This window comes from Microbaculum marinum, assembly GCF_037855135.1.
In the GTDB taxonomy this organism is placed as follows: Bacteria; Pseudomonadota; Alphaproteobacteria; order Rhizobiales; family Tepidamorphaceae; genus Microbaculum; species Microbaculum marinum.
In genome coordinates this window covers 76943-101311 of the sequence record NZ_JAZHOF010000005.1, presented here as the reverse complement: position 1 = coordinate 101311, position 24369 = coordinate 76943, and the positions used below count along the sequence as shown (strand labels likewise).

Genomic DNA, 24369 nt, shown 5'->3' with positions numbered 1-24369 from the left:
GCACGAGCCGCTGCGGCCGGCTTCCACGCCTGAAGGGTGGCCGCGCGACGATTTCCCGGTATGATTTCGCACGGCCGACCGAACCGGCAGGTGCGGGACGCTGCAAACATCACGGGGGCTTCACATGCAGATCTCGCGCCGCATGCTCCTCGCCGGCGGCGCCGGCCTCACGGCCGGTGCGCTGATGGCGCGGCCGGGCATGGCCGCCGGCCCCGCCGCTACGCCGCTGAAGATCGACTCGCGGCAGATCGAGGTCTACGGCAAGCCGGCGACCCGCTACCGCGTCGTGCAGCCGTCCGGCACCATGGGGCTCACCCTCGACGAGGGCGACGCGTTCTATGTCCGGCTCAGCAACGGCATCGCGCAGCCCTCCGGCCTGCACTGGCACGGGATGACGGAACCCTGGCGCCAGGACGGCGTGCCCTACCTGTCCGGGCCGCCGATCCAGCCGGGCGGCTCGGCCGACTACCTGTTCGCGGCGATCCCGCCTGGCACCCGCTGGATGCACTCGCACTTCGGCCTGCAGGAGCAGAACCTGCTCGGCGCGCCGCTGATCATCCGCGAGCGCGCGGCGATCGACAGCGGCGCGCAGGAAGTGGTGCTGTTCCTGGAGGATTTCGCCTGGGAGCCGCCCGAGGAGATCTACGCCAACCTGCGCAAGATCTCCCCGGAGCAGGTGGCGGAGCTGGCCGGGACGGCGCCGAAGGCGATGGAGCCGGATCTCGACGACGTGACCTATCCCGCCTTCCTCGCCAACGAGCGCACCCTCGAGGATCCCGAGGTGATCGATGTCGAGGCGGGCGCCGAGGTGCGGCTGCGTATCATCAATGCCTCTGCGTCGACCAACTACTGGATCGACCTCGGCGCGCTCCAGGGAACGCTGGTCACCGTGGACGGCAATCCAATCGAGCCGCTGGCCGTGCAGCGCGTGCCGCTGGCGGTCGCGCAACGCGCCGACGTCGTGGTCCGGGTTCCCGCCGGCGCCGCCGCGCCGGTGCTGGCGCTTGCCGAGGGCCGCGACATGCAGGCCGGCATCATCCTGCGCGCGCCCGGCGCGAGCGTCGCCAAGGTGCCGGTCAGGACGCAGGCGGCGACGCCGCGCGTCACCCTCGAGCAGGAGAAGACGCTGCGGGCAAGCGCGCCGCTGCCGCGCAGGGCCCCCGACCGGACGGTCCCGGTGAAGCTGACCGGCCAGATGCTCGGCTACAACTGGCAGATGCCCGTCCACGAACTGGTCGGGCTGCCGGCGCAGGCGACCAAGGACGAGCGCGTCGAGATCGTCTTCGAGAACACCACGATGATGTCGCACCCGATGCACCTGCACGGGCACGTGTTCCAGGTGGTCGAGATCGACGGGGAACCGGTCTCCGGCGCGATCCGCGACACGGTGCTGGTGACGCCGAAGTCGAGGGTGAGGATCGCCTTCGAGGCGGACAACCCGGGCATCTGGGCGTTCCACTGCCACAACCTGTACCACCTGGCGTCCGGCATGTTCACGACGCTCACCTACCGCGGCTTCGGCTGAGGAGGCACCGCCGATGGCAGACCTGTCGAAAACCCGGATCCTGGCGTCCGCCGACGAGCTCGCCCGCGAGGTGCCGGACGGCGCGACGATCGTCGTGTTCAAGGATTCCGGCGTACCGATGGAAACCGCGCGGGCGCTGATCCGGCGCGGCGCGAAGGATCTCCATCTCGTGACGGTGCCGACGTCGGGCCTGTTCGCCGACCTGCTGATCGCGGCGGGCTGCGTGGCGACGATCGAGACGGCGGGCGTCTCGCTCGGCGAGTTCGGCCCGGCCCACAATTTCGCGCGCGCGGTGAAGACGGGGACGGTCACGATCCGGGATTCGACCTGCCCCGCCGTCTATGCCGGCCTGCAGGCCGCCCATAAGGGGATTCCGTTCATGCCGCTGCGCGGGCTCATCGGGTCGGACCTGATGCGGGTGCGCGACGATTACCGAGTGATCGACAATCCCTATGGCGAGAACGATCCGATCGTGGCGATCCCGGCGATCCGCCCGGACATCGCACTGGTGCACGTGCCGCTCGCCGACCGCTTCGGCAACCTGTGGATCGGCCGGGCGGCCGAACTGCGGATACTCGCCCAGGCCTCGGCGCGGACGCTGGCGAGCGCCGAGGAAATCGTCGAGGACAACATCCTGGAGGACGAGCGGCTGGCGGCCGCCTGCCTGCCGCGACACTACGTGTCGGCGCTGGCGCAGGCTCCTCGCGGTGCCTGGCCGATGGACATGCCGGGCCGCTACGGCGTCGACAGCGGGCACATGCGGGGCTACGCGGAGCAGACCCGCGAGGCGGCAGGGACCGCCGCCTATGTCAGGGCCCTCGTCGAGGCGGCCCCGGCTGCGGCGGAATAGGCCAATGGGCGCGGTGCCCCGGACGCCGTCGGGCCCCCCTGCGGAACGACCCGTACGCACCGAGGAGATCATGATCACGGCGATCGCCGGCCTGCTGGAGGGATGCGGTCACATCGCCGTCGGCGTGCTGTCGCCGATTCCCGGCTCCGCCGCACTGCTGACCCGGGCGCGGACCGGGGCGCGCGTGTCGATCATCGGGTCGGCCGATCCGGAATTCCGCACCGATGGCGGCGTCGACCTGTTCGACAGCGCCGGCCAGGGCCGCATCGACGCCTTCTTCCTGAGCGGGGGGCAGATCGACGGCGAGGCAAACGTCAACCTGACGGGCATCGGCGAATACCCCGAGCTTGACGTGCGCTGGTCGGGCGCCTTCGGCTCGGCCTATCTCTACTTCCTCGTGCCGCGGGTGATCCTGTTTCGCGCCGAGCACACCCGGCGCATCTTCGTGCCGAGGGTGGATTTCGTCAGCGCGCCGGGGACGAGCGCGCCGAACGTCTATCGGCCGGGCGGGCCCTACGCGCTGGTGACGAACCTCTGCGTGATGCGCTTCGATCGTGCCGCAGCGCGATTCCGCCTGCAAAGCCTCCATCCCGGCCACACGCTCGAAGAGGTGCGCGACAACACCGGCTTCGATTTCGACGCAGCCGACGACCCCGCCGTCACGCCGCTTCCGGACCCCACGACCGTGTCGCTGATCCGCGGCGACGTGGCCCGCGACATCGCCGGACCCTATCCGCAGTTCGCGCGCGACGTGCTGGGGACGACCGGGCCGTGATCGCGCTGGCGAAGAACGGCGGCAGCCGCTACTTCTTGTGCTCTTTCGCCAGCGCCCCGCCGCGTCCGACCGAGGACAAGGAACCGCCTGATGAAGCCGTCGCCAGAACAGGACCGCCTGATCCCCTTCGGCAGGGTGGTCGACCCGAGCCGGGACATCTCGATCGCGGCGCACCGGGACGCGACGGATCGGATGCGACCGATCTGCCGGCCGGAGGTCCGGCCGAAGTTCCAGATCGACGCGCGCAAGTCCGTCTTCGTCATCGGCAGCTGTTTCGCGCGCGCCATCGAGGCCCGGCTGCGGGACATGGGCGGCCTGGTGCCGGAGTTCGATTTCCGCATGACCGCCCACGAGTGGCCGAGCCTGCCCTCGAACCTGATCAACAAGTTCACGCCGGCGAGCATCCACAGCGAGATCAGCTGGTGCCACCGGATCTACGTGCGGGGCGACGGATTCCAGCCCGCGGACGCCGAAGAGCTGCTCTACGACGTCGGCAACGGCGAGGTGGTCGACGGCGGCCTCATGGGTCTGCGACCGCTGTCGCGGGAGCGGGCGATCGAGCGGCGCTCAGCGCTGTACGACTACTTCAGGAATATCTTCGAGGCTGAAGCGGTCGTCATCACGCTCGGCCTTGTCGAGTGCTGGTGGGACAGCGAACGCCGTCGCTTCATCGAGGAAGTCCCGCTGGCGACTCCCCTGCGAAGCCACTATGCCGGCCGGATACACTTCTACCGGCTCGACTACGATCGCTGCCGGGCGCTGCTGCAGGAAACCATACGGCTGGTGGATTCCGTCCATCATCCCAAGAAGTTCCTGATCACCACGTCGCCCGTGCCGCTTGCGCGTACCTTCACCGACGACGACATCATCGTCGCCAACACATACGGCAAGAGCCTGCTGCGCACCGTCAGCGGCGAGCTCGCCGAACGCGCGCCGAACGTCGACTACTTCCCGTCCTATGAAAGCGTCGTGCTGACGCGCGACTGGTCGGTCTACCAGGATGACCTTCGCCACGTATCGCCGTCCGCCGCCGCCCGTGTGATCGCACAGGTGATGGAACGCTATTTCGTCAACGTGTCGGCGGCCCAGCGGGATCTGATCGCGAGCATCAGCGCCTTCCACGACGACGATGTCGGCACGGCCATCGAACTCGCCGAAAGATCGCTGGCGGCCGAACCGGCGTCGCTCAGCGGCTGGTACCATCTCGCGCAGTGCCGGCAGCGCGCCGGCGCGTCGGTCAAGGCTGTCGAGGCCTGGGAAAGGGTCTGTGCGCTGGCGCCCGACAATGTCCTGGCCGTCCATTCGCTCGCCGTCGCGCACATCGCCGCCGGCTCGCCGCAGGCGGGAGCGGAGGTTGCCGAGGCCTATCTTTCGAGGCATCCCCATACCCCGTACGCGGAACTGGCGCTTGCGATGGCCTATCTGGCGGCGCAGCGGTTCGCCGACTGTCTGGCGGTGACCGAGCGGCTGGCGAGCGCGCGGGCGGCCACCGACGTCTGCCATACGGTCGCAAGCCAGGCACATGAAGCCCTCGGTGATATCGGGGCAGCCCTGGAAAGCGCGCGGCTTGCGGCGAAGTTCCGCTGGCAGAGCGACGAGCTGAAAGACCGGGTCGCGGATCTGGAGAGGCGGCTCGCAGGCGCTGTAGCGGACGGAGCGCCGGCTACGGCACCCGTATTGTGACGGCCTGGGTCGGGTCACTTTCCTGACCGGAGCGCTGGACAGCGGTCACCGCGTAGCGGCGGATCGTCCCCGACGGGGCCTCCGTGTCGTGAAAGCAGGTGGTCGCCGTCTCGCCGAGGCGGACCTGACGGCCGGTCCCGGCCAGTGAATAGACCCGGTAGCCGGCGATGACGGGGTCGTAGGCGAGTTCGCCGGGGGGCGGATGATCGGGGGCCTCCCAGCAGATCAACGGCTTGCCGTTGTCGAGATCGACGCGCACCGCGGCCGGCATGGCCGGAAACGTCCTGACATACTCCCCGTAGGAGATGCCGCCGCCAGTATCCTCCGCTTCGGCAAGCGACCGGGTCGGCGGGAGAAGCACGGCGAGGGCCATGACGAGGACGGACAGGCCGGTCTTAGGGAGGTTCGGAAACATCTTCTAAACATGGGCGCAGCGCCCGGAATCGCAAGCAAAAAGAGGCCGGGGCGGCGGAAGCCGCCCCGGCCGGAGGTCAGGCAGATTATTCCTGCGAGGCCTCGTCCGGGAACATCCTGACGTAGTCTTCCCAGGTCATTTCCCTCAGGTCCTCGCTCGAGGTGACCATGTTCAGTTCCTCGGCAGGCTTGCCGGGACCGACGTCGCCACCGTCGTAGACGATGTTCTGCCACTCGGGATACCGCGCCAGCAACGTCGTCGTGCCACCTTCGTTGTTCAGGTTGCAGACGATCGGGTTGTCGGTCGGATTGCCGTTGTCGTTCCAGTCGACCCTCGCGTTCGACTTGGAATTCTTCGACGTGGCCGCCGTCCCGCAGGAGTAGTAGCGGACGCCGTACTTCTTGAGCGGGCCGTCGCCGCCGACGCGGTCGAGCCCCCGCTTCTCGTTGAGGGCGGTCTCGTCGAGGTTCTTGATGTCGTACCGCTCGTAGTCGATGCGCGGCTTGCCCTTGTAGATCAGGCCGCCGAGCTGGTTGAAGTAGCTCATCACCGACAGGTGGTTGGGCTTGTAGTTCACGTGGTCCGGACCGCCGTGGCGCAGGCCGAGATTGTGTCCCAGCTCATGCATGATGGTGCCGGCCCGCTGCTGGTTGGTGCCCGGATTGGTCGGGAACCTGCCGAGCGATTCGATGAAGTCGCTGGCCGGGATCCCACGGGACAGGCCGCTCGAACCGCCACCGCCATAGGCATGCGCATTGAGCATGCGGTGGTAGATCTTGCGCTCGGCTTCCGACACCAGGGGGTTCATCAGGGCGTCGAACTGATCCCAGACCGGGAGCAGGTCGTCGTCGTGCGGGACGCTGCCGCGGTTCGAGAAGTGGACGTTGATGCCCTTGGTCCCGTTCGGATTGCTGACCGGGGCATTGGCGAAGGCCTTCTTGACCGCCTTGAGCACGGTGCCGTTCGGCTTGTGCGACTTGGCCTCTGTATCCGACGCCTGCATCCAGGCGTAGGCGATGAAGATGTCCTTCTTCTTCCAGTTGGCGCCACGCTTGTGGATCGGCACGTCGACCTTGCCGTCGCCGTCGTGGTCGTAGCCCTTCTTCTCCCAGGTATCGAGCAGGCCGTCGCCGTCGGTATCCTTGTTGATGTCGCCCTTCGAGGAGAGTTCGAACCAGGCGAAGAACATGTTGTCGTCGTCGGAGGGGTTCACCGTGTCGACGTAGATGGTCTTCGTCTTCCGTCCCAGGAACGGCTTGAGGTTGTACATCTCGTCGTCATCGCGGGGATCGGTGGGCGTGGCGAACGGATCGGCGGGGTTCTTGAAGTTGTCGCCGATGCCGCCGACCGTGATCAGGGCCCCGTTGGCCGAGGCGCCGTCATCCTCTCCGCCTGCAGCCGTCGTCAGCCGCTGCGAATTGACGTCCACGATCGTGTACTGCTGCCCCGATGAGGCGCAGCTGGGGGGATACTGGCAGCTGAAGGAGATGCCGAGGCCCATGTGCGCGACCGAATCCTTGTCGGTCTTGTCGATCGGGCTCTTCAGGGTGATCTCGAAGCGGTCGCCGGCGAGTTGCTGACCGCCGAACATGAGGGCGACCGTCTGCTTTTCGGGCAGCCGGTCGTTGGCGAACACGACGACGAGAATTTCTCCGTCAATGGTGTTGTTTCCGACCAGCTCCTCGATCTTGAACCTGATGGTTCCCGCGGACTTCGCGCGGTCTATCCTCTTCTTGACGATACTCGTCACGTCAGCGAGATAGCTGTAGAAGAAATCCGGGTCGGAAGAGACCGAATTTACTTCGGATGCAATCCAACTTACCTTCTTGCCTTGTAGTTCTATGGAACCGTTGGCGATGGGAGAGGAGAAATTGCTCGACGCCAGAAGATAGGCTTTTACGACCTTTGCCCTTCTGTGCGGCTTGTTTACCCTTACCTTGTGTACGAGGTCGTTGCTCCCGATCGCATCCACGGACAGTTCGTATTTTCCGTATTTGCGATAGAACACCTTCAGGCCGGAGGCCGCTTCCGGTGCGGAATGCTTTGCTCCCGAATCGGAATAACCAAACGGAATGCTGCCGGCGGCACCCTCCGCTGCTTCACTTGCTGGCACTGCAAGTAGCAGTGACGCAGCACACAATATAGCGCCTCGCAACAGGCGCCGTGAATTGGACGTATTCATGGTGGTTTGCCCCTTCCATTTATGGCAATTCTGAAAAATTTTGCCCGATCAGAACAATAATATTTATTGGGTGCATCTGATCAGAACGCAGCTCGGACTCCTCTTCCTTGGTGAAGAGCCTCATTATGATTCTGAGACACCGATAATAACGGGAGAATGACATGAATCAACCAAGTCTCCGCGCGGGCTACTCAAGTCGCGCAGGATTTCGCCGTTTGAAGAAATGAACGGCTACTCGGATGGGCGGGCGATTACCCGCGGCCGCCTGAGGTTTCGGCGGCGACGACTTGGGGAGGGAACAGGGAAGACCGAAAGGGAGGATGTACGCGGCGCGGCGGGGGTACCACCGCCGGATCGGACGATCGGCCGGTGGATGGTGGAGCCAGGCGGAATCGAACCGCCGACCTCTTGAATGCCATTCAAGCGCTCTCCCAACTGAGCTATGGCCCCACGGGATCGCGCCGCGACCGGGGTGACTTAAGACAATCATGGTCCGAACGCAATAGCCGCCGCACCGGATTGCGACCGGCAGATGAACGGGACGGAAAATTCCCCGCTATCGGGGCCCGTAGCGAAACAGCGAGGTGCCGTTGGCCTTGAGCCAGGCTTCCGCCTGTCGGGTCTGCGGGCAGATCCGCTCCAGCGTCTTCCAGAAGCGGGCCGAGTGATTCATCTCGACGAGATGAGCGACTTCGTGGGCGGCCAGATAGTCGAGGACGAACGGCGGCGCAAGGACCAGGCGCCAGGAAAACGACAGCGTGCCCGAGGTGGAGCACGAGCCCCATCGCGAGGTCTGGTCGCGCACCGTGATCCGCTTCGCGCGGACGCCGAGCTTCGCCGTATGAACCTGCACCGAGAGCTCCAGATCCCGGCGGGCCTCCGCCTTGAGCCAGTCGACCAGCCGTCGCGACATGTGCTCCGGCCCCCCGGACACCCGTATCTCCGGCAGCATGCCGGGCAAAGGGGAGGCGGCGAGTTCGACCGTGCCGCGCGACCTGCCCGTATGGCGCAGCAGGTGCGGATCGCCACGCAGGAGAATCTCGCAGCCGTCGGCGAACGGCACCCGTTCGGGCATCCGCCTCAGCCGCTCGCGCAGCCACCCGGCCTGGGAGCGGGCGAACGCCATGGCGCGGTCGAGGTTGCCGTGGGCGGGGATCACCAGGAGCGGCTCGCCGGTGGCGTTCTGGACGCGCAGCGTGTAGCGGCTGGCGCGCGAGGAATGGCGCACCGCGATGCGCACCGGCCGGCCGTCTACGGCGATCTCCACAGCCTCCGGGATGTCGATCTTGCGGGCACGTCGGAACATGGCAGCGTCTTGGCGGGTGCGTCGGCGGCGGCGCGACAACGAATCGATTTCGGTCAGGTTGCCACGACAGCCGAACAAAACGAAGGCGCGGCGGTGGCCCGCCGCGCCTTGAGCGCAGATACCGGCGTGTGCACCGAGGTCAGGCGGCCGCGCCGGCGGTGCCGGGCGCCGGGCCGGTCCCCTTGCCGGCCTCGCCGGAAGCGTGGCGGCGGCGTTCGGCCATGAACCGGTCGAACTCCTCGCGGTCCTTGGCCTTGCGCAGCTCGCGCATGAATTCCTGGAACTCGACGGCTTCCTGCTCGATGCGGCGGCGCTCACGCTCCAGCCGGTCGAGCTCGGCCCTGCGATAGTCCTCGAAGGCGGCGTTGCCGGTCGAGCTGCGGACCTGCATCTTGTGCCGGCTCTCGTCCCACCAGGCGAGCATCCTGTCGCCCCAGATGATGAAGGCGAGCATGGCAAGACCCAGCGGCCACCACACGATGAAGCCGATGACCATCAGCGCGATGGTGAGCGGCGACCAGGCCGGGCGAATGGGAAAATTGGACACGGATTCCCTCCAATGTAAATCGGCGATACATTCGAGGTGGGTAAGCGAAGCCGCCGATTCAAGATCGGCCCCGCGAGAATCGGACAAACCTTTGAGAGATTTGGGCTTTTGCGGCGCCTACTTGGCAAGCTTGCGGGCCTGGTCGACCCATTTCTCGCGCACGATGCGACCGGGAAAGCCGAGCTTTCCGTCGAGTTCCTCGATGTCGGCGGCCTTCAGTCCGGCCAATTGCGCAAAGGTGAAGATGCCGGCGGCGTTCAGGGTTTCCTGCAGCTTCTTGCCGATGCCCGAAATCCTCGTCAGGTCGTCGGCCGCACCCGCTCCGTTGACGGAAGCCTTGGGCTCCGGCTTCGGCTCCGGCGCCGGGGGCTGCTGAGGCGCGGCATCGGCCGTCTTGCCGTTGCCGTTGCGGACGGCCGCCCGCGGCGCCGGGGCGCGGCGCACGACGGTGCCGGTGTTCGAGCGGATGAAGTCGGCGATGCGCGGCGCGATCTCGGAGCGGAAGCGCGAGCCGTTGAAGACGCCGTAGTGGCCGACCCGCGGCTGCATGTAGTGGACCCGCTTCTCGTCGGGCAGTGACGTGCACAGCCGGTGGGCGGCCTTTGTCTGGCCGAGGCCGGAAATGTCGTCCTTCTCGCCTTCCACCGTCATCAGCGCGACGTTGCGGATCGCCGAGCAGTCGACCGGCTGGCCGCGATGCACCATCTCGCCCTTAGGCAGCGCATGCTCGATGAACACCGTCTCGACGGTCTGCAGGTAGAATTCGGCCGTCAGATCCATGACCGCAAGGTACTCGTCGTAGAACTCGCGATGCTTCTCCGCGGAATCGCCGTCGCCGTCGACAAGGTGGGAGAACAGCTCGCGATGGGCGGCGACATGGCGGTCGAGGTTCATGCTCATGAAGCCGGTGAGCTGCAGGAAGCCCGGATAGACGTCGCGCATGACGCCGGGATGCGGCAGCGGCACCTTCATGACGACGTTGCGGCGGAACCAGTCGATATCGTGGGTTTCCGCCAGCTTGTTGACTTCGGTGGGATTGGCGCGCGTGTCGATCGGTCCGCCCATCAGCGTCATCGTCAGCGGCACGTAGGGGTCGTTGCGCCCCTCCATCAGGGCGACGGCGGCCAGTACCGGGACGGACGGCTGGCAGACGGCCATGACGTGCGTATCGCCGCCGAGAACGTGCAGGATGTTCTGGACGTAGTCGATGTAGTCGTCCAGATCGAAGGTGCCCTGGGCCAAAGGCACCATGCGCGCATCGATCCAATCGGTGATGTAGACGTCGTGGTCGGGCAGCATCGCCTCGACGGTGCCGCGCAGCAGCGTCGCGTAGTGGCCCGACATCGGCGCGACCATCAGCAGCTTCGGACCGGGATCGCTGCGGCTGGGGAGGGCCTTGGCGAAGTGAAGGAGGCGGCAGAACGGCCGTTCCCAGACAACCTCCTCGCGGACCGGCACCCGCATGCCGCCGACCAGCGTCGTTTCCAGACCGAAGGAGGGCTTGCCGTAGCGGCGGGTGACCCTTTCGAACATCTCCATCATGGCGGCGACGCCGCGCCCCATGGCGGTGTGGGTCATCGGATTGAGCGGGTTCTTGTAATACAGGCGCGTCGCGTCCGCCACCGCACGCGCCGGGCTCAGCGCCGCGTGGGTCATTTCGTACCACTGGTAATAAGACATGCCTGTCCGGATCCCCCGGTTGTTGATCCGCGCGTTCCCCCCGCTTTGCTGCACCGGCGCTCTAAGTGTCGCCATTTTGTGTGCACTGCGAAAAACTAGTCCCTGCACGACCCGTTTGCAAGTGTCGGCCGCAACGCCTTCAGGATTGGTTAACCTTACCGAAGCGTAAATTTCAGGTCCGGACAAGCGGACGGGCGAGGGGCGCCGTGCCGCGCGAGAATGCCCTGATCTCCTCGGAATGCGCCGGATAGGTCCCGACGAGATCCTCGAGCGCCGGCGTCACCACGTCGGCCGGGTCGACGCCGATCCATTCGGAGGTGCCTAGCAGCGCATAACCCTCTCCGCCGCTCACGCGCGACATGTGCACGGTTCCGCCCGGAATGAAGAGCTGCGGCCGCTGGCCCGAGGCGAGGTCACCTCCCATCAGTCGCACCTCGCCCCGCCCGTCGGGATACAGCAGCAGGACTTCCAGCGGCCGGCCGAGATAGTGGTGATAGACCTGATCGGAGCGGATCGCATGCATCACGATGTGGGCGTCCCCGGTGACCATGAAATACATTACCGCGCCGGCGGAGCGGGCGCCCCTGAAGCCGTCGGGCAGCGCGCTCTCGGGCAGCATGTGCGGGCTGACATAGGTCTGCGCGACGAAGCCGCAGGTGTGGTGCGGCTGCAGGCCGAGCAGGGCGATTACCTCTTCCGCGGACAGCTCGCCGGCCATCGGTCACTCCCCCAGCTGCAGCAGCGATCCCGCGTCGCGCGCCGCGTCGAAGAAGCGCAGGAACGCGAACAGGCCCAGCGAAAAATAGACGACGTTGAGCAGCAGCGCCCAGACCATCAGGTCGATCCTGACCACCCCGTCGATCAGCAGCGCCCGCATCCCCTCGAACACGTAGGTCGGCGCCAGCGACAGCGAGATCCACTGCAGCCAGCCGGGCAGCACGTCGACGGGATAGTAGACGCAGGCCAGCGGCAGCAGCAGGAAGGCCAGCGACCAGGCGAGGCTTTCGGCGCCGAGCCCGAACCGCAGGATCAGCCCTGAGACGAACAGGCCGATCGCCCAGCTCGTCAGGAACAGGTTGACGAAGAACGCGACCAGCACCAGACCCAGGCCCCACAGGTTGAAGCCGAAGAAGGCGATCGCCATGATCGTGACCGGCACGAGGCCGATCGCCAGCCGCACCATGCTCATCACCATCAGGGCGGCGGCGAATTCGAGCGGCCTGAGCGGCGTCATCATCAGGTGGCCCATGTTGCGCGACCACATCTCCTCCATGAAGGAGATCGAGAAGCCGAGCTGGCCGCGGAACAGGATGTCCCACAGCAGCACCGAGCCGATGAAGACGGCGCCGATCTCGGCGAAGAAGCCGGACTGCCCGGACAGGTACAGGGACAGGAAGCCCCACATCAGCATCTGCACGGTCGGCCAATAGACGAGTTCGAGCAGGCGCGGCCACGAGCCGACCAGCAGGTAGAGATAGCGCTGGACCATAGCCCCTGTGCGGGCCGGAGAGACCGAGCGGTAGACGGGGGGCGAGAACAGCGGCTTGCTGCGGGTGTCCATGATCAGTCGCTGTCCTGCAATGCGCGCCCGCCACGCTCGGCGATGGCGCCCCGGCCGGCTTCGGCACGACCGACTTCGGCCCCACCGGCTTCGGCACGACCGGTCCCGCGCGCGACGTCGAGGAAGACGTCCTCGAGCGTGTCGCGGCCGTAGCGCGAGATCAGCTCGCCGGGCGCGCCGTCGTCGACGATGCGGCCTTCCTTCATCATCATCACCCTGTCGCAGAGCCGTTCCACCTCCGGCATGTTGTGGGAGGCGAGCAGGATGGTCGCGCCACGCTCCGCGCGATAGGCCTCCAGATGGCTGCGCACCCAGTCGGCGGTATCGGGATCGAGCGATGCCGTCGGCTCGTCGAGCAGCAGCAGTTCGGGCTGGTTGATCAGCGCCTTGGCGAGGCTGACCCGGGTCTTCTGGCCGGCCGACAGCCGGCCGCACGGACGATCGAGCAGGTGCGTCAGGTCCAGCGCCGAGGCGATCTCGGCGATGCGGTCGCGCAGCCGGTCGAGCCCGTAGAGACGTCCGAACACCGTCAGGTTCTGGCTGACGGTCAGCCGCATCGGCATGTCGACATACGGGCTTTCGAAATTGATGCGGTGCAGCACGCGGTGACGATGCCGCAACATGTCGACATCCATCACGCTGATGCTGCCGCCGGTCGGCAACACCAGCCCCATCAGCATCGCGATCGTCGTGGTCTTGCCCGCGCCGTTGCCGCCGAGCAGGCCGGTCGTCGAGCCGCCGACGATGTCGAAATCAATTGCCTCGACCGCGGTGACATCGCCGTACCGCTTGGTCAGGCCGCGCACCTGGACGGCGATTGGGGTCCCGCCGGCGCCGGAGGACCGGTCGTCGCCGCGGCCGCCTTCGGTTGTCTGCGCATCCATCCCCGACGTCCGTTTCCGCGCGCCCGCATGTGTATGCGTCGATTCGCGGGCGATTGATGGCCTATATAGAGGGGCGGCGGTGATTTGCCGAGTCAGCGGAACGGAGCAGCAAGGCGTGCCGACGACCCTGCCCGACGATTTCATGCCCGGCGCCACCCGGCTGCGCCTGCGCACGCTGGTGCGGCTGCGCTGGATCGCGGTCGCCGGGCAGTCGATCGCCGTGCTCGCCGTCTACGCGCTGTTCGGCTTCCACCTGCCGCTCGGCTTCTGCTTCTCGCTGATCGCGCTGTCGGCCTGGCTGAACATCTACCTGCGCATTCGCTATCCCGCCTCGCGGGAACTGTCGGCGCGGGCGGCGACGATCCTGCTGGGATACGACATCATCCAGCTCGCCGCGCTGCTGGCCCTGACCGGCGGGCTGTCGAACCCGTTCTCGATCCTGCTGCTGGTGCCGGTGGTCGTCTCGGCGAGCGCCCTGCCGCCGCTCAATACGATCGTGCTGGGCGGCATCGCGCTGGCGGTGGCGAGCCTGATCGCCGCCGTTCACCTGCCGCTGCCATGGATACCCGGCGACGAGCCCGAACTGCCGCTGCTCTATCTTGCCGGCATCTGGGTGGCGCTGGCGCTGGCGATCGGGTTCATGGGCATCTACGCCTTCCGCGTCGCCAAGGAGGCACGGCAGATGTCGGACGCGCTGACGGCGGCCGAACTGGTGCTGGCCCGCGAACATCGCATCTCGGCGCTCGACGGCCTGGCCGCCGCCGCAGCCCACGAACTGGGAACGCCGCTCGCCACGATCGCCCTGGTGGCGCGCGAACTGGAGCGCGACATGCCGGCGGAGGGACCGCACAGCGACGACGTCCGGCTGCTCCGGAGCCAGGTCGAGCGGTGCCGCGGCATCCTCGAGCGGATCGGCTCGCTCGGCGAGGAAACCGGCGGCCACTTCGACCGGCTGCCGCTATCGAGCCTGATCGAGGAGATCGCCGCCCCCCACCGCGAATTCGGCATCTCCATCGAAATCGTCATGGATGGCCAGCGGCCGGAGCCGGTCGGCCGCCGCGATCCCGGAATCCTTTACGGGCTCGGCAATCTGGCCGAGAATGCCGTCGATTTCGCCGGCTCCACCGCCGTGATCCGGGCGGGCTGGACGGACCGCACCGTGACGATCGAGATCGCCGACGACGGCCCCGGCTTCCCCCCAGATGTTCTCAGCAAGATCGGCGAACCCTATATATCCACCCGCGGGCGGCGGCGCGGCAGCACCGAGGAATCCGGACTGGGCCTCGGGCTGTTCATCGCCAAGACGCTGCTGGAACGATCCGGCGCGCAGGTCACCTTCGGCAACCGCGCGCCACCCGCCCAGGGGGCCCTGGCGCGGGCGACCTGGGAGCGGGCCAGATTCGAGGTGGCGAGCCTTTCGGAGGGTCCAGGCTTTGCCGATCGGGCTTCGGGCGATATTAACGAGGGAACTGTTACGGCTTCAGACAATCGCGCCGCCCCGGCGGCACAACACACAGCGGCGAAATAGAACAGACGGCTAATGTCATGAACGATACCGCCGACGAAGCGGTCCTCGCACTCCCCGACCGGACGCTCCTCGTCCTCGACGACGACCTGCCCTTCCTGCATCGCCTCGCCCGCGCCATGGAGCGCCGTGGATTCGAGGTGACCGAGGCGGAGACCGTGAGCGCCGGACTGGCCGCGGTGAACGCATCGCCGCCGGCCTTCGCGGTGGTCGACATGCGGCTCGAGGACGGCAACGGCCTCGACGTGATCAGCAAGCTGCAGGAGGTGCGACCGGATGCGCGCGCCATCATCCTGACCGGCTACGGCAACATCGCCACCGCGGTGACCGCGGTCAAGCTCGGCGCCGTCGACTACCTGGCCAAGCCGGCCGACGCCGACGAGGTGTTCGCCGCGCTGATGGCGACCGGCGAGGACAAGGCGTCGCCGCCGGAAAATCCGATGTCGGCGGACCGGGTCCGCTGGGAGCACATCCAGCGGGTCTACGAACTGTGCGACCGCAACGTCTCCGAGACCGCGCGCCGCCTCAACATGCACCGGCGCACGCTGCAGCGGATCCTGGCCAAGCGCGCACCGCGCTGATGCAGCGGGACCCGGACAGCGGCGTCCCGGCGTGGGACGGGTTGCCGGTCGGCGCGCGGCAGTGGAGGCGGGGGTCGACAATGGAACTCGTGGGCAAGCTAATCTGACGGGCGGGTGCGCCGCCGCCGCAGCGGAATTCGGGGGTAACAGATGATCGGCACAGTCTCGACGGGCGCCGCCCGGTTCACTCTTTCGGCGGTTTCCGCGCTGCTTGCGGCCGCCCTTTCGGCCGGCCTTGCCGGGCAGGCCCGCGCCGCCAGCATCGCTGACTTCCAGACCGTGGTGGACAGCTACCTGGAGGACCGGCGCGAGGCGGAGATGATCACGGGCGTTTCCGCCTATGTGAGCCTCGGCGATCCCGGCCCGGCGATCGAACTGTTCGCCGGCGACACGTCCGAACGGGGCGGCGTTCCGGTTTCCGGCGACACCCTGTTCCAGATCGGCAGCAACACCAAGGCCTTCACGGGTGCCCTGATCCTGGCGCTCGAAGCCGAGGGCAAGCTCGACATCGACGACACCGTCGGCGACTGGCTGCCGCTTTATCCCGAATGGAAGAACGTCACGATCCGGCGGCTCCTGAACATGACCAGCGGCCTGCCCACCTATTCGGAGAGCCTGCCGCTGAGCCGGCTCTGGGTCACCGACCCGGACCGGCACTACACCATGGAGGACCTGATCGACTACGCCTACCCCAGCGACACGGTCGATCTGCCGCCGAACGAGGGCTACTTCTACTCCAACACCAACTACGTCCTCGCCGGCATGATCGCCGAGAAGGCCTCCGGCATGTCCTACAAGGACGCCGTCGAGGAGAAGCTGTTCAAGCCGGCCGGCCTCACCGACATGCATTACGAGCCGGTCGCCTATCCGGACGCCGTGCTCGACCGTACGGCAAGCGGCTATTTCAACAACCCGGAATGCGGTCTGTACGAGCCCGATTGCGCCGAAGCGGTTCTTGCACCGATGATCGGCCGCGACGTCCGCACGACCGACGTCAGCTGGGCCGGGCCGGCCGGCGGCATCATCGGCACGCCGCGGCAACTGGCCCGCTGGATCCGCGTGGTCTTCTCCGGAAAGGTCCTGCCGCCCGAGCAGCTCGAGGAGTTCCTGTCCTTCGTCTCGACCAGGACCGGCGATCCGATCGACGATGTTACCGCGGAGGATCCGCGCGGCTTCAGCCTCGGGCTGGTTCGCGTCTTCAACCCGCAGGTCGGAAAGGTCTGGTTCTACGAGGGCGAGACGCTGGGCTACCGGATGGCGTTCCTGTTTTCCCCGGAGAGCGACGTGCTGGTCTCCGCGGCCACCAACAGCCAGCCGGCCGGGGACGAGGACCACCTCGTGCCGATGATCGCGAAACTCTACGACCTGGCACGGCAGGCCAGGGGCGAATGACCGGGGCCGGCCGCATCGAGATCTACGTCGACGCCGATGCCTGTCCGGTCAAGGACGAGGTCTACCGCGTCGCCGGCCGCAACGGGCTGAAGGTCTACGTCGTCACTAACAGCTTCATGGCCGTGCCGCGCGATCCCTTGATCGAGCGGGTCGCCGTGCCCGCCGGTCCGGATGCCGCCGACGACTGGATCGCCGAGCGGGCCGCCCGCGGCGCGGTCGTGGTGACCGCCGACATCCCGCTCGCCGACCGCTGCGTCAAGGCAGGGGCCGACGTGATCTCGCCGAAGGGAAAGATATTCGACGAGGGCACGATCGGCATGGCGGTGGCGACCCGCAACCTGATGACCGACCTAAGGTCGGCCGGCGAGACGACCGGCGGACCGGCGCCCTTCTCGGCGCGAGACCGCTCGGATTTCCTGCAGGCCCTCAATCTCGTCGTCGTCCGCCTGAAGCGCGACGGGTTCACGGCCTGACGTCACCCCGCGGGTTTTTGCGATGCCGTTCACCGGCGCACGTTGATAGTGTGGGGGTCACAGATGCCGATCCGGATGGCGCCATGAAATCCTTCGCCGAGATCGAGGCGCGTGCCGCCGAGCGCAAGGGCGGTGCGGCGGCGCTCGAGACGCTGCTGGTCAGGCCCGCAGCACCGCGCAAGCTGGCGGCGATCTCCGACGATCGCGTGCTCGCCGAGATGACGAAGCGCATATTCTCCGCAGGCTTCGTCTGGAGCGTCATCGAGAACAAGTGGCCGGGCTTCGAGGAGGCCTTCCTCGGCTTCGAGCCGAAGCGGCTGCTGTTCCAGCCCGACGACTACTGGCACGAACTGGCATCCGACACGCGCATCGTCCGCAACGCCCAAAAGATCATGGCGGTGCGCGACAATGCCCGTTTCGTGGTCGACGTTACAAACGAGCACGGGGGCTTCGGACGGTTCCTCGCGGGCTGGCCGCCGGAGGACCAGGTCGGGCTGATGGATTTCCTCGCCAAGCGCGGCAGGCGGCTTGGCGGCAACACCGGCCAGTACCTGCTGCGCTTCCTCGGCAAGGACGGCTTCATCGTCTCCAGGGACATGATCGCCTGCCTGCGCGACGCCGGCCTCGACATCGCCGAGAGCCCGACCTCGAAGAAGGACCTGCGCCGGATCCAGGACCAGCTCAACGCCTGGGCGGAGGAGAGCGGGCGCTCCTACACCGAGATCTCGCGGATCTGCGCCATGTCGATCGGCGAGAACCACGATCCGAACGCGCTGCGGGAGCGGATGCGATCGGGCGGGGAGTAGGGCGTCCCTCCTCCAGTTCGTCTAACTGGTCCTCCAGTTCAACGGCGTCCAGCAAGAAATTAATCTATTTTACATTTATGTATTGCGCACAAAAGTCAAAAAAATTGTCGACATCAAAAGTAATAACTGTAGTTTTTGAATCCGGAAGCAACTTAACTTCATGCGCATTGGGAAGATATAATGACAAAGCGATCATTGAGATCATTGCAACAGCTAATGAAACATATCCGGTCTTTATTTTAATGCTTGCACCCTCTATTTCTATTGGGTTGTTATGCGGAATATTATCTTCATAGGCACTAGCCATTTGAAATATAGCAAATATAATACTAACAAATAGAACAAAAAGTATTGACAAAAAGAGTGCATTTGTGTGCGCGAGATTTGAAAACAATGTTTCTGTTCTATGTACGTTTTCAGAAATACCACTTTGAATACTATATAGCTCCATGGAAATAATCAGTTTGCACTTGATCGAATCAACGGAAGAGGCGCCTATGCTATCGTGAATATTGCGTATTTCGGCAGCAACGTGCTCGCCTTGTTCAATAAATTTCAGCGGCGCACTGTAGTAATAGGTCATATTCCATGCGATTTTGTAGACAAAAATTGAAATAACTATCGATACTACTAGTGTCAGAAAAACCCGGAACCAAATATTATTGGCTATATTTTTCATAATTCGACATATAAAACGTTCTTTAATCTCGGTGGAAACATATAGCTATTTTATTATCGTCGTCATTATCCTCAATAATAAGTATATCTTTACTATCTCGGTCGTACTTGTGCCTATCAAGCAATTCTTCGCAGTTTTCCTCGACCTTATCGGCATAGTAATCATCGCTTCGATCGACCGCGTAAGTATCTCTGCCGCTACTCGACCCACCGCCATATTTAACTCGAACCGTGCTTCCGCTGGTGGTAGTCGAACACGCTGGGCAAACATCCAATATAATTAATTGAATAAACAGAGAGATGTCGTCCCTGTCTCCATAACTGATTCCGTCAAAATAAATCTCTCTCTCGGAAGGTCTACTCACGTTACGCAATTGACCAGTCTTAATAGCGCTTTCCAGCAAGCTCCTCTCGAAACTGCTCATATTTCGAAGAGAATTAAATGAAAAATCCTCTTGCTGAGCAAATGCAAAACTATTAGCTGCAAAAATAAAAAAGGAGGCCATTGATAGAGACGAAAGTCGCATCACGAATACCGCCCAAAAATTTAGGTCCACTGATACGTTTATATTTGTACATATCTCAAAAATGACTTAATTGCAACCAGATAGAGAATCTTGGGTAGAAATGCCCGCATAATTATTTATGTGGTCAAATCTTCAGTCAATCAGATCAAACTAGGAATAGTTCCGAACACGGTATAAGCATGTATCAAACAAACATTATAGGCGCACCGCGTAATAGGCGGAAAAATGTCAATTAATATCAGAAAATACTTTAGTGATTGGAGTCAAAAGTCAGAGAAGTTGATACAAAGTTGATGATGTATATAGCGATATCAAAAATAACTGCCGAAATATTCGACAATCGATATAAATGCCGGTTTGCACGCACCCCGCTATCACGATAGGCCCTTGACGGGCCGTGGACTGGACGCCTCAGGCCGTGCCCATCGTCGGCATGTCCGGTACCAGCATCCACACGTCGAGCGGCTGCGCCAGGCCGCGCACTGCCTGCGCCGGCTTCTTCTCGAAACCGTCGAATTCGCCGTCCGGGCAGCTTGCCTCCTCGCGGGCCCGGCACAGCAGGTCGTCGCTGACGACGATCGGCGCGCCGAGGCTGCGGGTCATCGCCTCGAGCCGGCTGGCGACGTTGACCGTCGTCCCGATCACGGCGAATTCGAGCCGTGTCGCGCCGATGTCGCCGAGCACGGCATCGCCGTAGTGCAGGCCGAAGCTGACCGGAACCGGTGCCTCGCCCCGGGCGACGCGCGCCTCGTTCCATTCGGTCGCGGACCTGAGCATGGCGCGGGCGCACCTTAGAGCGTTGCCGGCGTCGGTATCGCCGGCGATCGGGGTGCCGAAGGTTGCCATCAGGCCGTCGCCCAGATACTTGTCGAGGGTGCCGTTGTGACGGAACACCTCGCTTTCCATCAACGCGTGGAAGTCGCGCAGCGTGGCGATGATGGCGACCGGATCGCGCGTGTCGGCAAAGGCGGAGAAGCCGACGATGTCGACGAACAGGACGGCCACCTTCTGCGCGCGCACCTCCTTCAGGGGTTGGTCGTTGTGAGCCAGCTGTTCGACGACGTTGGGCGAGAAGTAGCGGGCGAGATTGGCCCGCTCCCGCTCCAGCGCCGCCTGCTGCATGACGAGGTAGTTCGAGCGGCGGACGCCGAGCGCCAGGATGCAGGCGACGATGAAGAAGACGATCGCTTCCTGGATGCGGTGCGGCGCCTCGAAGGAATTCGGGTCGAGATGCTGGAGGATGTCCGGCCAGCCTGCAAACAGGTCGCGGAACTGCACGCTGAGCTCCGGGTAGCGCGTCGGCAGCAGCATCACCACGGCGAGCGCACAGAGCCAGAGGCTTGCCGTCCAGGTGCCCATGGCGACGATGGTGCGCCAGGAATAGGACAGGGTGCCGCCGGCCAGCAGCACGAAGAAGAACACGAAACCGGCATAGCGGTACTGCATGGCCAGAGGGCCCGTGTCCGGGCTGAAGGGATTCGGCACGACCAGGGTGAAGGTCATCAGGGCGAGGTCGCAGAACATCAGCAGCAGCTCGACGCGCGACTTGCCGACGCGGCCGACCCTGAGTTGCGCCCAGCCGATCAGCGCGAAGCCGACGAGCAGCGCCTCGTAGTAGAGCTGGTCCCAGGTCCGGTTCAGGACGGCGATCAGGATCGCGATCGCGGCCAGGGCGATCCAGCGCGCCTTGACCGCCAGGATCAGTCCCTCCCGCTTGTTGCGCTCCAGTGCTTCCGCCGCGAAGCGGTCCGGCTGCGCGTTCTCGCTTCTCTCCTCGACCCGCCTGAACGCCGCGAGGATAGACCCGAATGTCGGAGTGGTGGTGTCCGTCATGCGATCAGCTCCGTCTCGCCGGTTGCCGCCGGGATGTTGCGCTATCAGAAATAGTGTCTCCTGGCACCGGCCGCCCATGCAGGAGTGAAATCCGGCAAAGCGAAAACGTTGACCTGCACCGCTAGCGGATCGACCCGATCAGGTCCGCGTCGGGAAAGCAGGTCGGCGCCATCCCGGCCTGGCGCTGCCACATGCCGATGGCGGTGCGGGTCTTGAATCCGACGAGGCCGTCGGCGCCGCCCACGTCGTAGCCCTTCGCCACGAGCCGCTCCTGCATGGCGCGCACGTCGCCGCGCCTGAACCCGGCGGTCGTGGCCCACTTGCCGGAAATGCGCGCATCGGCGCCCAGCCGGTCCGCGACATGACCGACGAACAGCGCGTAGAGGTCGGACTCGTTGTACTCCTTCAGGACGTAGAAGTTCTTCGAGACGATGAAGGCGGGGCCGAGCCGGCCGGCCGGCATCATCAGATGGCGGGCGTCGCGCGCGCTTCCCGGCAGCGGCGAGCCGTCGACGCGGGTGACGCCGGCCTTCTGCCATTCGCTCAGCGAGTAGGGCTGTTCGGGGCCCTCCACCGCGCAATTGACGGTGTCGGGGACCAGCGCCTCGTAGCCCCAGTGCTGGCCCGGCTGCCAGCCGTGCTGGCGCAGGTAGTTGGCGATCGAGGCGAGCGTGTCGGGCACCGAGTTCCAGATGTCCCGCGTGCCGTTTCCGTCGAAATCAACTGCATATTCGAGATATTTCGACGGCAGGAACTGCGGCTGCCCGAGCGCGCCGGCGACCGAACTCTTCATCTGCGACAGCGGGATGTGGTCGCCCTGCAGTATCTTCAGGGCGGCGACCAGTTCGGGCAGGAACAGGTCGCGGCGCTCGCCGACGAAGGCCCGCGTGGCGATGGTCTGGACCGCGTTCTTCGGGATCGAGGCGCGGCCGAACGCCGATTCGCGGCCCCATATCGCCACGACGATCTCCCTCGGCACGCCGTAGCGCCGTTCGACGGCGTCCAGCGTCGACTTCCACTGGCCCATCAGCCCGCGGCCGATACCGACCAGCGGCGCGACGTTGGCCTCGGCCATGTACCGGCCCGGCGCGGAAAACTCCGACTGCCAGTTCACCTGGGGCCCGGTGCCGGAGGGATCGAGCCCCGGCAGGGACCAGTCGAGCCCGATGCCGCCGAGCGCCTGGTCGAAGGTCGTTCGCGACACGCCCTGGCGGCTGGCCGCCGGCCACACCGTCTGCTCGAGCCAGCCGCGGAACTGCCCTTCCAGGGCCTGCTTCGACTGCGCGCTCGCGGACTGGGGCGCCAAGGCCGCGACGACCAGGGCCAGGAGGAGAGATATCAGCTTCACTGCGTGGTCCCCGTCTCGAAAGGGCGGCATCAGCGTCCGCCCGTCACGTCCAGAAGCGCACCGGTGACGTAGGAAGATGCATCGTCGAGCAGCCAGACGATCGCCTCGCCGACCTCCTCGGCAGTGCCGGCGCGCCTCAGCGGCGTTCCGCCGCCGAGCGTGTTGGCGCGCTCGGGCTGGCCGCCGCTTGCGTGGATGTCGGTCACGATCAGTCCGGGCCGGATCGAATTGACGCGGATCCCCTCCGGTCCGAGCTCCTTCGACATGCCGATTGCCATGGTGTCCATCGCGCCCTTGCTCAGCGCGTAGTCGATCCGCTCGTCGGCGCCGCCCAGACGGGCCGCCGCCGATGAAACCACGACCACGCTGCCGCCGTTGCCGCCGCGCCCGGTCGACAGGCGCCGCGCCGCCTCCCGCGCGGTCAGCGCCGCGCCGAGGATGTTGACGTCGAACACTTTGCGCAGGCGTTCCACCGGCATGTCGGCCAGCTGCGCCGCGACATCGAGGATGCCGGCGTTCACGACGACGCCGTCGAGCTTGCCGAACGCGGCTTCGGTGGCGTCGAACATGGCTATCACGTCGGCCTCCTCGGCGACGTCTCCCTTTATCGCGATCGCCTTGCCGCCCGCGGCCTCGACCGCCTTCACGGTGGCGGCCGCCGCCTCGGCGTTGCCGGCGTAGTTGACGCCGACGGCCCAGCCGCGGGCCCCCGCCAGCCGCGCCGTCGCCGCCCCGATGCCACGGCTCGCGCCGGTAATCAGAATGGTCTTCGACATGCAGTTCCCTCACCCGTTGGTCTTGCTGATATCGGTCGCGGGGGTCTGGCGATCGGCGGTACGCGGGCCCCTAGATTGCCGTCTCGTCGAACCGCATGGTCGGATCCGCCAGACCGTGCAGGCGCAGCGCGGCGCAGCGGGCGAACCGTAGCATCATCGCCCGTCGCGTCGCGCCTGAGAGGCGGTGCTCCGGGGCGTCGTCGAGGATCTCCGCGCCATAGGCGTCGGCTGCGATGAAGCCGGCTTCGGCGGGGAAGATCTCCCGGCCGAGCGCCGGCGGCGCGGCGAAGAAGAGCCGGTCGCAGTGCAGCCGGTACTCCGGCCACTTGGCGTCCGCCCGCAGGTCGGCCAGGCTCGACTTGATCTCGACGATCCAGAAGTCTCCCCTGGGCGACAGCGCGACGATGTCGGCTCGGCGGCCCGAGGCGAGCGGCAACTCGGTGACCAGCGAGAACCCGAGCGCGCGCAAGAGCCGCCCGGTGCCCCGCTGCACCGCCAGCGCCGCCTCGGACTGGCGGCCGTCCGCCAGAAGCTCCGCAGTGCTCGGTGCGAACATGTGCCTAGCTGTCGCCGACCCGATCGAGATAGGCGATGATATCGGAGATCTGCTCGGGTTCGAAGGTGAACTCCGGCATTTCCTGGCCTTCGTGGCCGACCACGATACCTTCCGCCAGCGCCTCCTCCAGATTCTCCAGCGGCCATTTCGACTTGAACGTGCGGAACGGCGGCGCATCGGGATTGGGGCTTTCGCCCGTCGCCTCGATCGCATGGCAGCCGGCGCACCTTTGCTCGACGAGAGCATGCCCGGCCTCCGGATCGTCGGCCGCCTGCGCGGCGCAGCCCAACAGCGCGGCGAACGCACCGGCGGCAAATCCAACCTGTCTGATCATTCACTCCTCCTTCCGCACGCGAATCGGTGCGGATCTTCCTGGCGAGGGTAGGACGAGCCGCCAGCGGACGGAAGAACCTCGCCCGGCGCCCATCGCCGCCCGGCTCCCGATCCCGGACAGGGGCCGCAGACG

At 65.5% G+C, this 24369-nt stretch carries 24 protein-coding genes and 1 tRNA gene; 9 read left to right on the top strand and 16 right to left on the bottom strand.

Features of this window, described 5'->3' with window-relative positions; translation table 11 throughout:
* The first annotated feature begins 124 nt into the window (after positions 1–124).
* From V3328_RS13265 to V3328_RS13250, 4 genes are all read left to right on the top strand, one after another.
* Complete coding sequence (locus V3328_RS13265) at positions 125–1525, top strand: multicopper oxidase family protein (protein WP_340330155.1); 1401 nt, start codon at positions 125–127, stop codon at positions 1523–1525.
* Positions 1526–1538: 13 nt separating this feature from the next.
* Positions 1539–2375 (top strand): CoA transferase subunit A, encoded by an 837-nt coding sequence (locus V3328_RS13260; protein ID WP_340330154.1) that lies wholly within the window; start codon positions 1539–1541, stop codon positions 2373–2375.
* A gap of 70 nt (positions 2376–2445) precedes the next feature.
* The gene (locus V3328_RS13255; RefSeq protein WP_340330153.1) at positions 2446–3150 is read left to right on the top strand and encodes a CoA-transferase; all 705 of its coding nucleotides are present in this window, start codon (positions 2446–2448) and stop codon (positions 3148–3150) included.
* Between the two features lie 90 nt (positions 3151–3240).
* Positions 3241–4833 (top strand): GSCFA domain-containing protein, encoded by a 1593-nt coding sequence (locus tag V3328_RS13250; protein ID WP_340330152.1) that lies wholly within the window; start codon positions 3241–3243, stop codon positions 4831–4833.
* Here V3328_RS13250 and V3328_RS13245 read toward each other — a convergent pair.
* From V3328_RS13245 to V3328_RS13205, 9 genes are all read right to left on the bottom strand, one after another.
* On the bottom strand, positions 4814–5248 hold the full coding sequence (locus V3328_RS13245; RefSeq protein WP_340330151.1) for a hypothetical protein: 435 nt from the start codon (positions 5246–5248) through the stop codon (positions 4814–4816). The genes V3328_RS13250 and V3328_RS13245 overlap by 20 nt on opposite strands.
* An 85-nt stretch (positions 5249–5333) precedes the next feature.
* Complete coding sequence (locus V3328_RS13240; RefSeq protein ID WP_340330150.1) at positions 5334–6998, bottom strand: zinc metalloprotease; 1665 nt, start codon at positions 6996–6998, stop codon at positions 5334–5336.
* A gap of 806 nt (positions 6999–7804) precedes the next feature.
* A tRNA-Ala gene (locus tag V3328_RS13235) sits at positions 7805–7880 on the bottom strand.
* Positions 7881–7986: 106 nt separating this feature from the next.
* Positions 7987–8736: a M48 family metallopeptidase gene (locus tag V3328_RS13230; RefSeq protein ID WP_340330149.1), complete on the bottom strand. Its 750-nt coding sequence runs from the start codon at positions 8734–8736 to the stop codon at positions 7987–7989.
* 139 nt (positions 8737–8875) lie between these two features.
* Complete coding sequence (locus tag V3328_RS13225; protein WP_340330148.1) at positions 8876–9283, bottom strand: DUF2852 domain-containing protein; 408 nt, start codon at positions 9281–9283, stop codon at positions 8876–8878.
* A 117-nt stretch (positions 9284–9400) separates the two neighbouring features.
* On the bottom strand, positions 9401–10963 hold the full coding sequence (gene phaZ, locus V3328_RS13220) for a polyhydroxyalkanoate depolymerase (protein ID WP_340330147.1): 1563 nt from the start codon (positions 10961–10963) through the stop codon (positions 9401–9403).
* Between the two features lie 172 nt (positions 10964–11135).
* Entirely contained in the window at positions 11136–11681 is a 546-nt protein-coding gene (locus tag V3328_RS13215; protein ID WP_340330146.1) for a cupin domain-containing protein, read from the bottom strand.
* Positions 11682–11684: 3 nt separating this feature from the next.
* Entirely contained in the window at positions 11685–12524 is an 840-nt protein-coding gene (locus tag V3328_RS13210; RefSeq protein WP_378759294.1) for an ABC transporter permease, read from the bottom strand.
* 2 nt (positions 12525–12526) lie between these two features.
* Positions 12527–13408: an ABC transporter ATP-binding protein gene (locus V3328_RS13205; RefSeq protein ID WP_378759291.1), complete on the bottom strand. Its 882-nt coding sequence runs from the start codon at positions 13406–13408 to the stop codon at positions 12527–12529.
* Positions 13409–13550: 142 nt separating this feature from the next.
* On the opposite strand from V3328_RS13205, the gene V3328_RS13200 reads away from it, so the two are divergent.
* The 5 genes from V3328_RS13200 (at position 13551) to V3328_RS13180 (ending at position 18185) form a co-directional block, all read left to right on the top strand.
* Entirely contained in the window at positions 13551–14936 is a 1386-nt protein-coding gene (locus V3328_RS13200; protein ID WP_378759311.1) for an ActS/PrrB/RegB family redox-sensitive histidine kinase, read from the top strand.
* Positions 14937–14953: 17 nt separating this feature from the next.
* Positions 14954–15514, top strand: a complete 561-nt coding sequence (locus tag V3328_RS13195; RefSeq protein ID WP_340330144.1) for an ActR/PrrA/RegA family redox response regulator transcription factor — start codon at positions 14954–14956, stop codon at positions 15512–15514.
* Between the two features lie 150 nt (positions 15515–15664).
* On the top strand, positions 15665–16906 hold the full coding sequence (locus V3328_RS13190) for a serine hydrolase domain-containing protein (RefSeq protein ID WP_340330143.1): 1242 nt from the start codon (positions 15665–15667) through the stop codon (positions 16904–16906).
* Positions 16903–17379 carry a YaiI/YqxD family protein gene (locus V3328_RS13185; RefSeq protein ID WP_340330142.1) on the top strand — a complete coding sequence of 159 codons (477 nt, stop codon included), beginning with the start codon at positions 16903–16905 and terminating at the stop codon, positions 17377–17379. The genes V3328_RS13190 and V3328_RS13185 overlap by 4 nt, the downstream gene beginning before the upstream one ends.
* Positions 17380–17462: 83 nt before the next feature.
* Positions 17463–18185 (top strand): DNA-3-methyladenine glycosylase I, encoded by a 723-nt coding sequence (locus V3328_RS13180; protein WP_340330141.1) that lies wholly within the window; start codon positions 17463–17465, stop codon positions 18183–18185.
* 64 nt (positions 18186–18249) lie between these two features.
* Here V3328_RS13180 and V3328_RS13175 read toward each other — a convergent pair whose 3' ends face one another.
* The 7 genes from V3328_RS13175 to V3328_RS13145 form a co-directional block, all read right to left on the bottom strand.
* Complete coding sequence (locus tag V3328_RS13175) at positions 18250–18768, bottom strand: hypothetical protein (protein WP_340330140.1); 519 nt, start codon at positions 18766–18768, stop codon at positions 18250–18252.
* Positions 18769–18886: 118 nt separating this feature from the next.
* The gene (locus V3328_RS13170) at positions 18887–19393 is read right to left on the bottom strand and encodes a hypothetical protein (protein ID WP_340330139.1); all 507 of its coding nucleotides are present in this window, start codon (positions 19391–19393) and stop codon (positions 18887–18889) included.
* A 408-nt stretch (positions 19394–19801) separates the two neighbouring features.
* A complete protein-coding gene (locus V3328_RS13165; protein WP_340330138.1) occupies positions 19802–21223 on the bottom strand; it encodes an adenylate/guanylate cyclase domain-containing protein in 1422 nt (473 codons plus the stop codon).
* Positions 21224–21344: 121 nt separating this feature from the next.
* On the bottom strand, positions 21345–22571 hold the full coding sequence (locus V3328_RS13160) for a lytic murein transglycosylase (RefSeq protein ID WP_340330137.1): 1227 nt from the start codon (positions 22569–22571) through the stop codon (positions 21345–21347).
* 29 nt (positions 22572–22600) lie between these two features.
* On the bottom strand, positions 22601–23347 hold the full coding sequence (locus V3328_RS13155) for an SDR family oxidoreductase (RefSeq protein WP_340330136.1): 747 nt from the start codon (positions 23345–23347) through the stop codon (positions 22601–22603).
* A gap of 70 nt (positions 23348–23417) precedes the next feature.
* Positions 23418–23903 (bottom strand): MmcB family DNA repair protein, encoded by a 486-nt coding sequence (locus tag V3328_RS13150; RefSeq protein WP_340330135.1) that lies wholly within the window; start codon positions 23901–23903, stop codon positions 23418–23420.
* 4 nt (positions 23904–23907) lie between these two features.
* Positions 23908–24237 (bottom strand): c-type cytochrome, encoded by a 330-nt coding sequence (locus V3328_RS13145; protein ID WP_340330134.1) that lies wholly within the window; start codon positions 24235–24237, stop codon positions 23908–23910.
* Between the last annotated feature and the right edge of the window lie 132 nt (positions 24238–24369).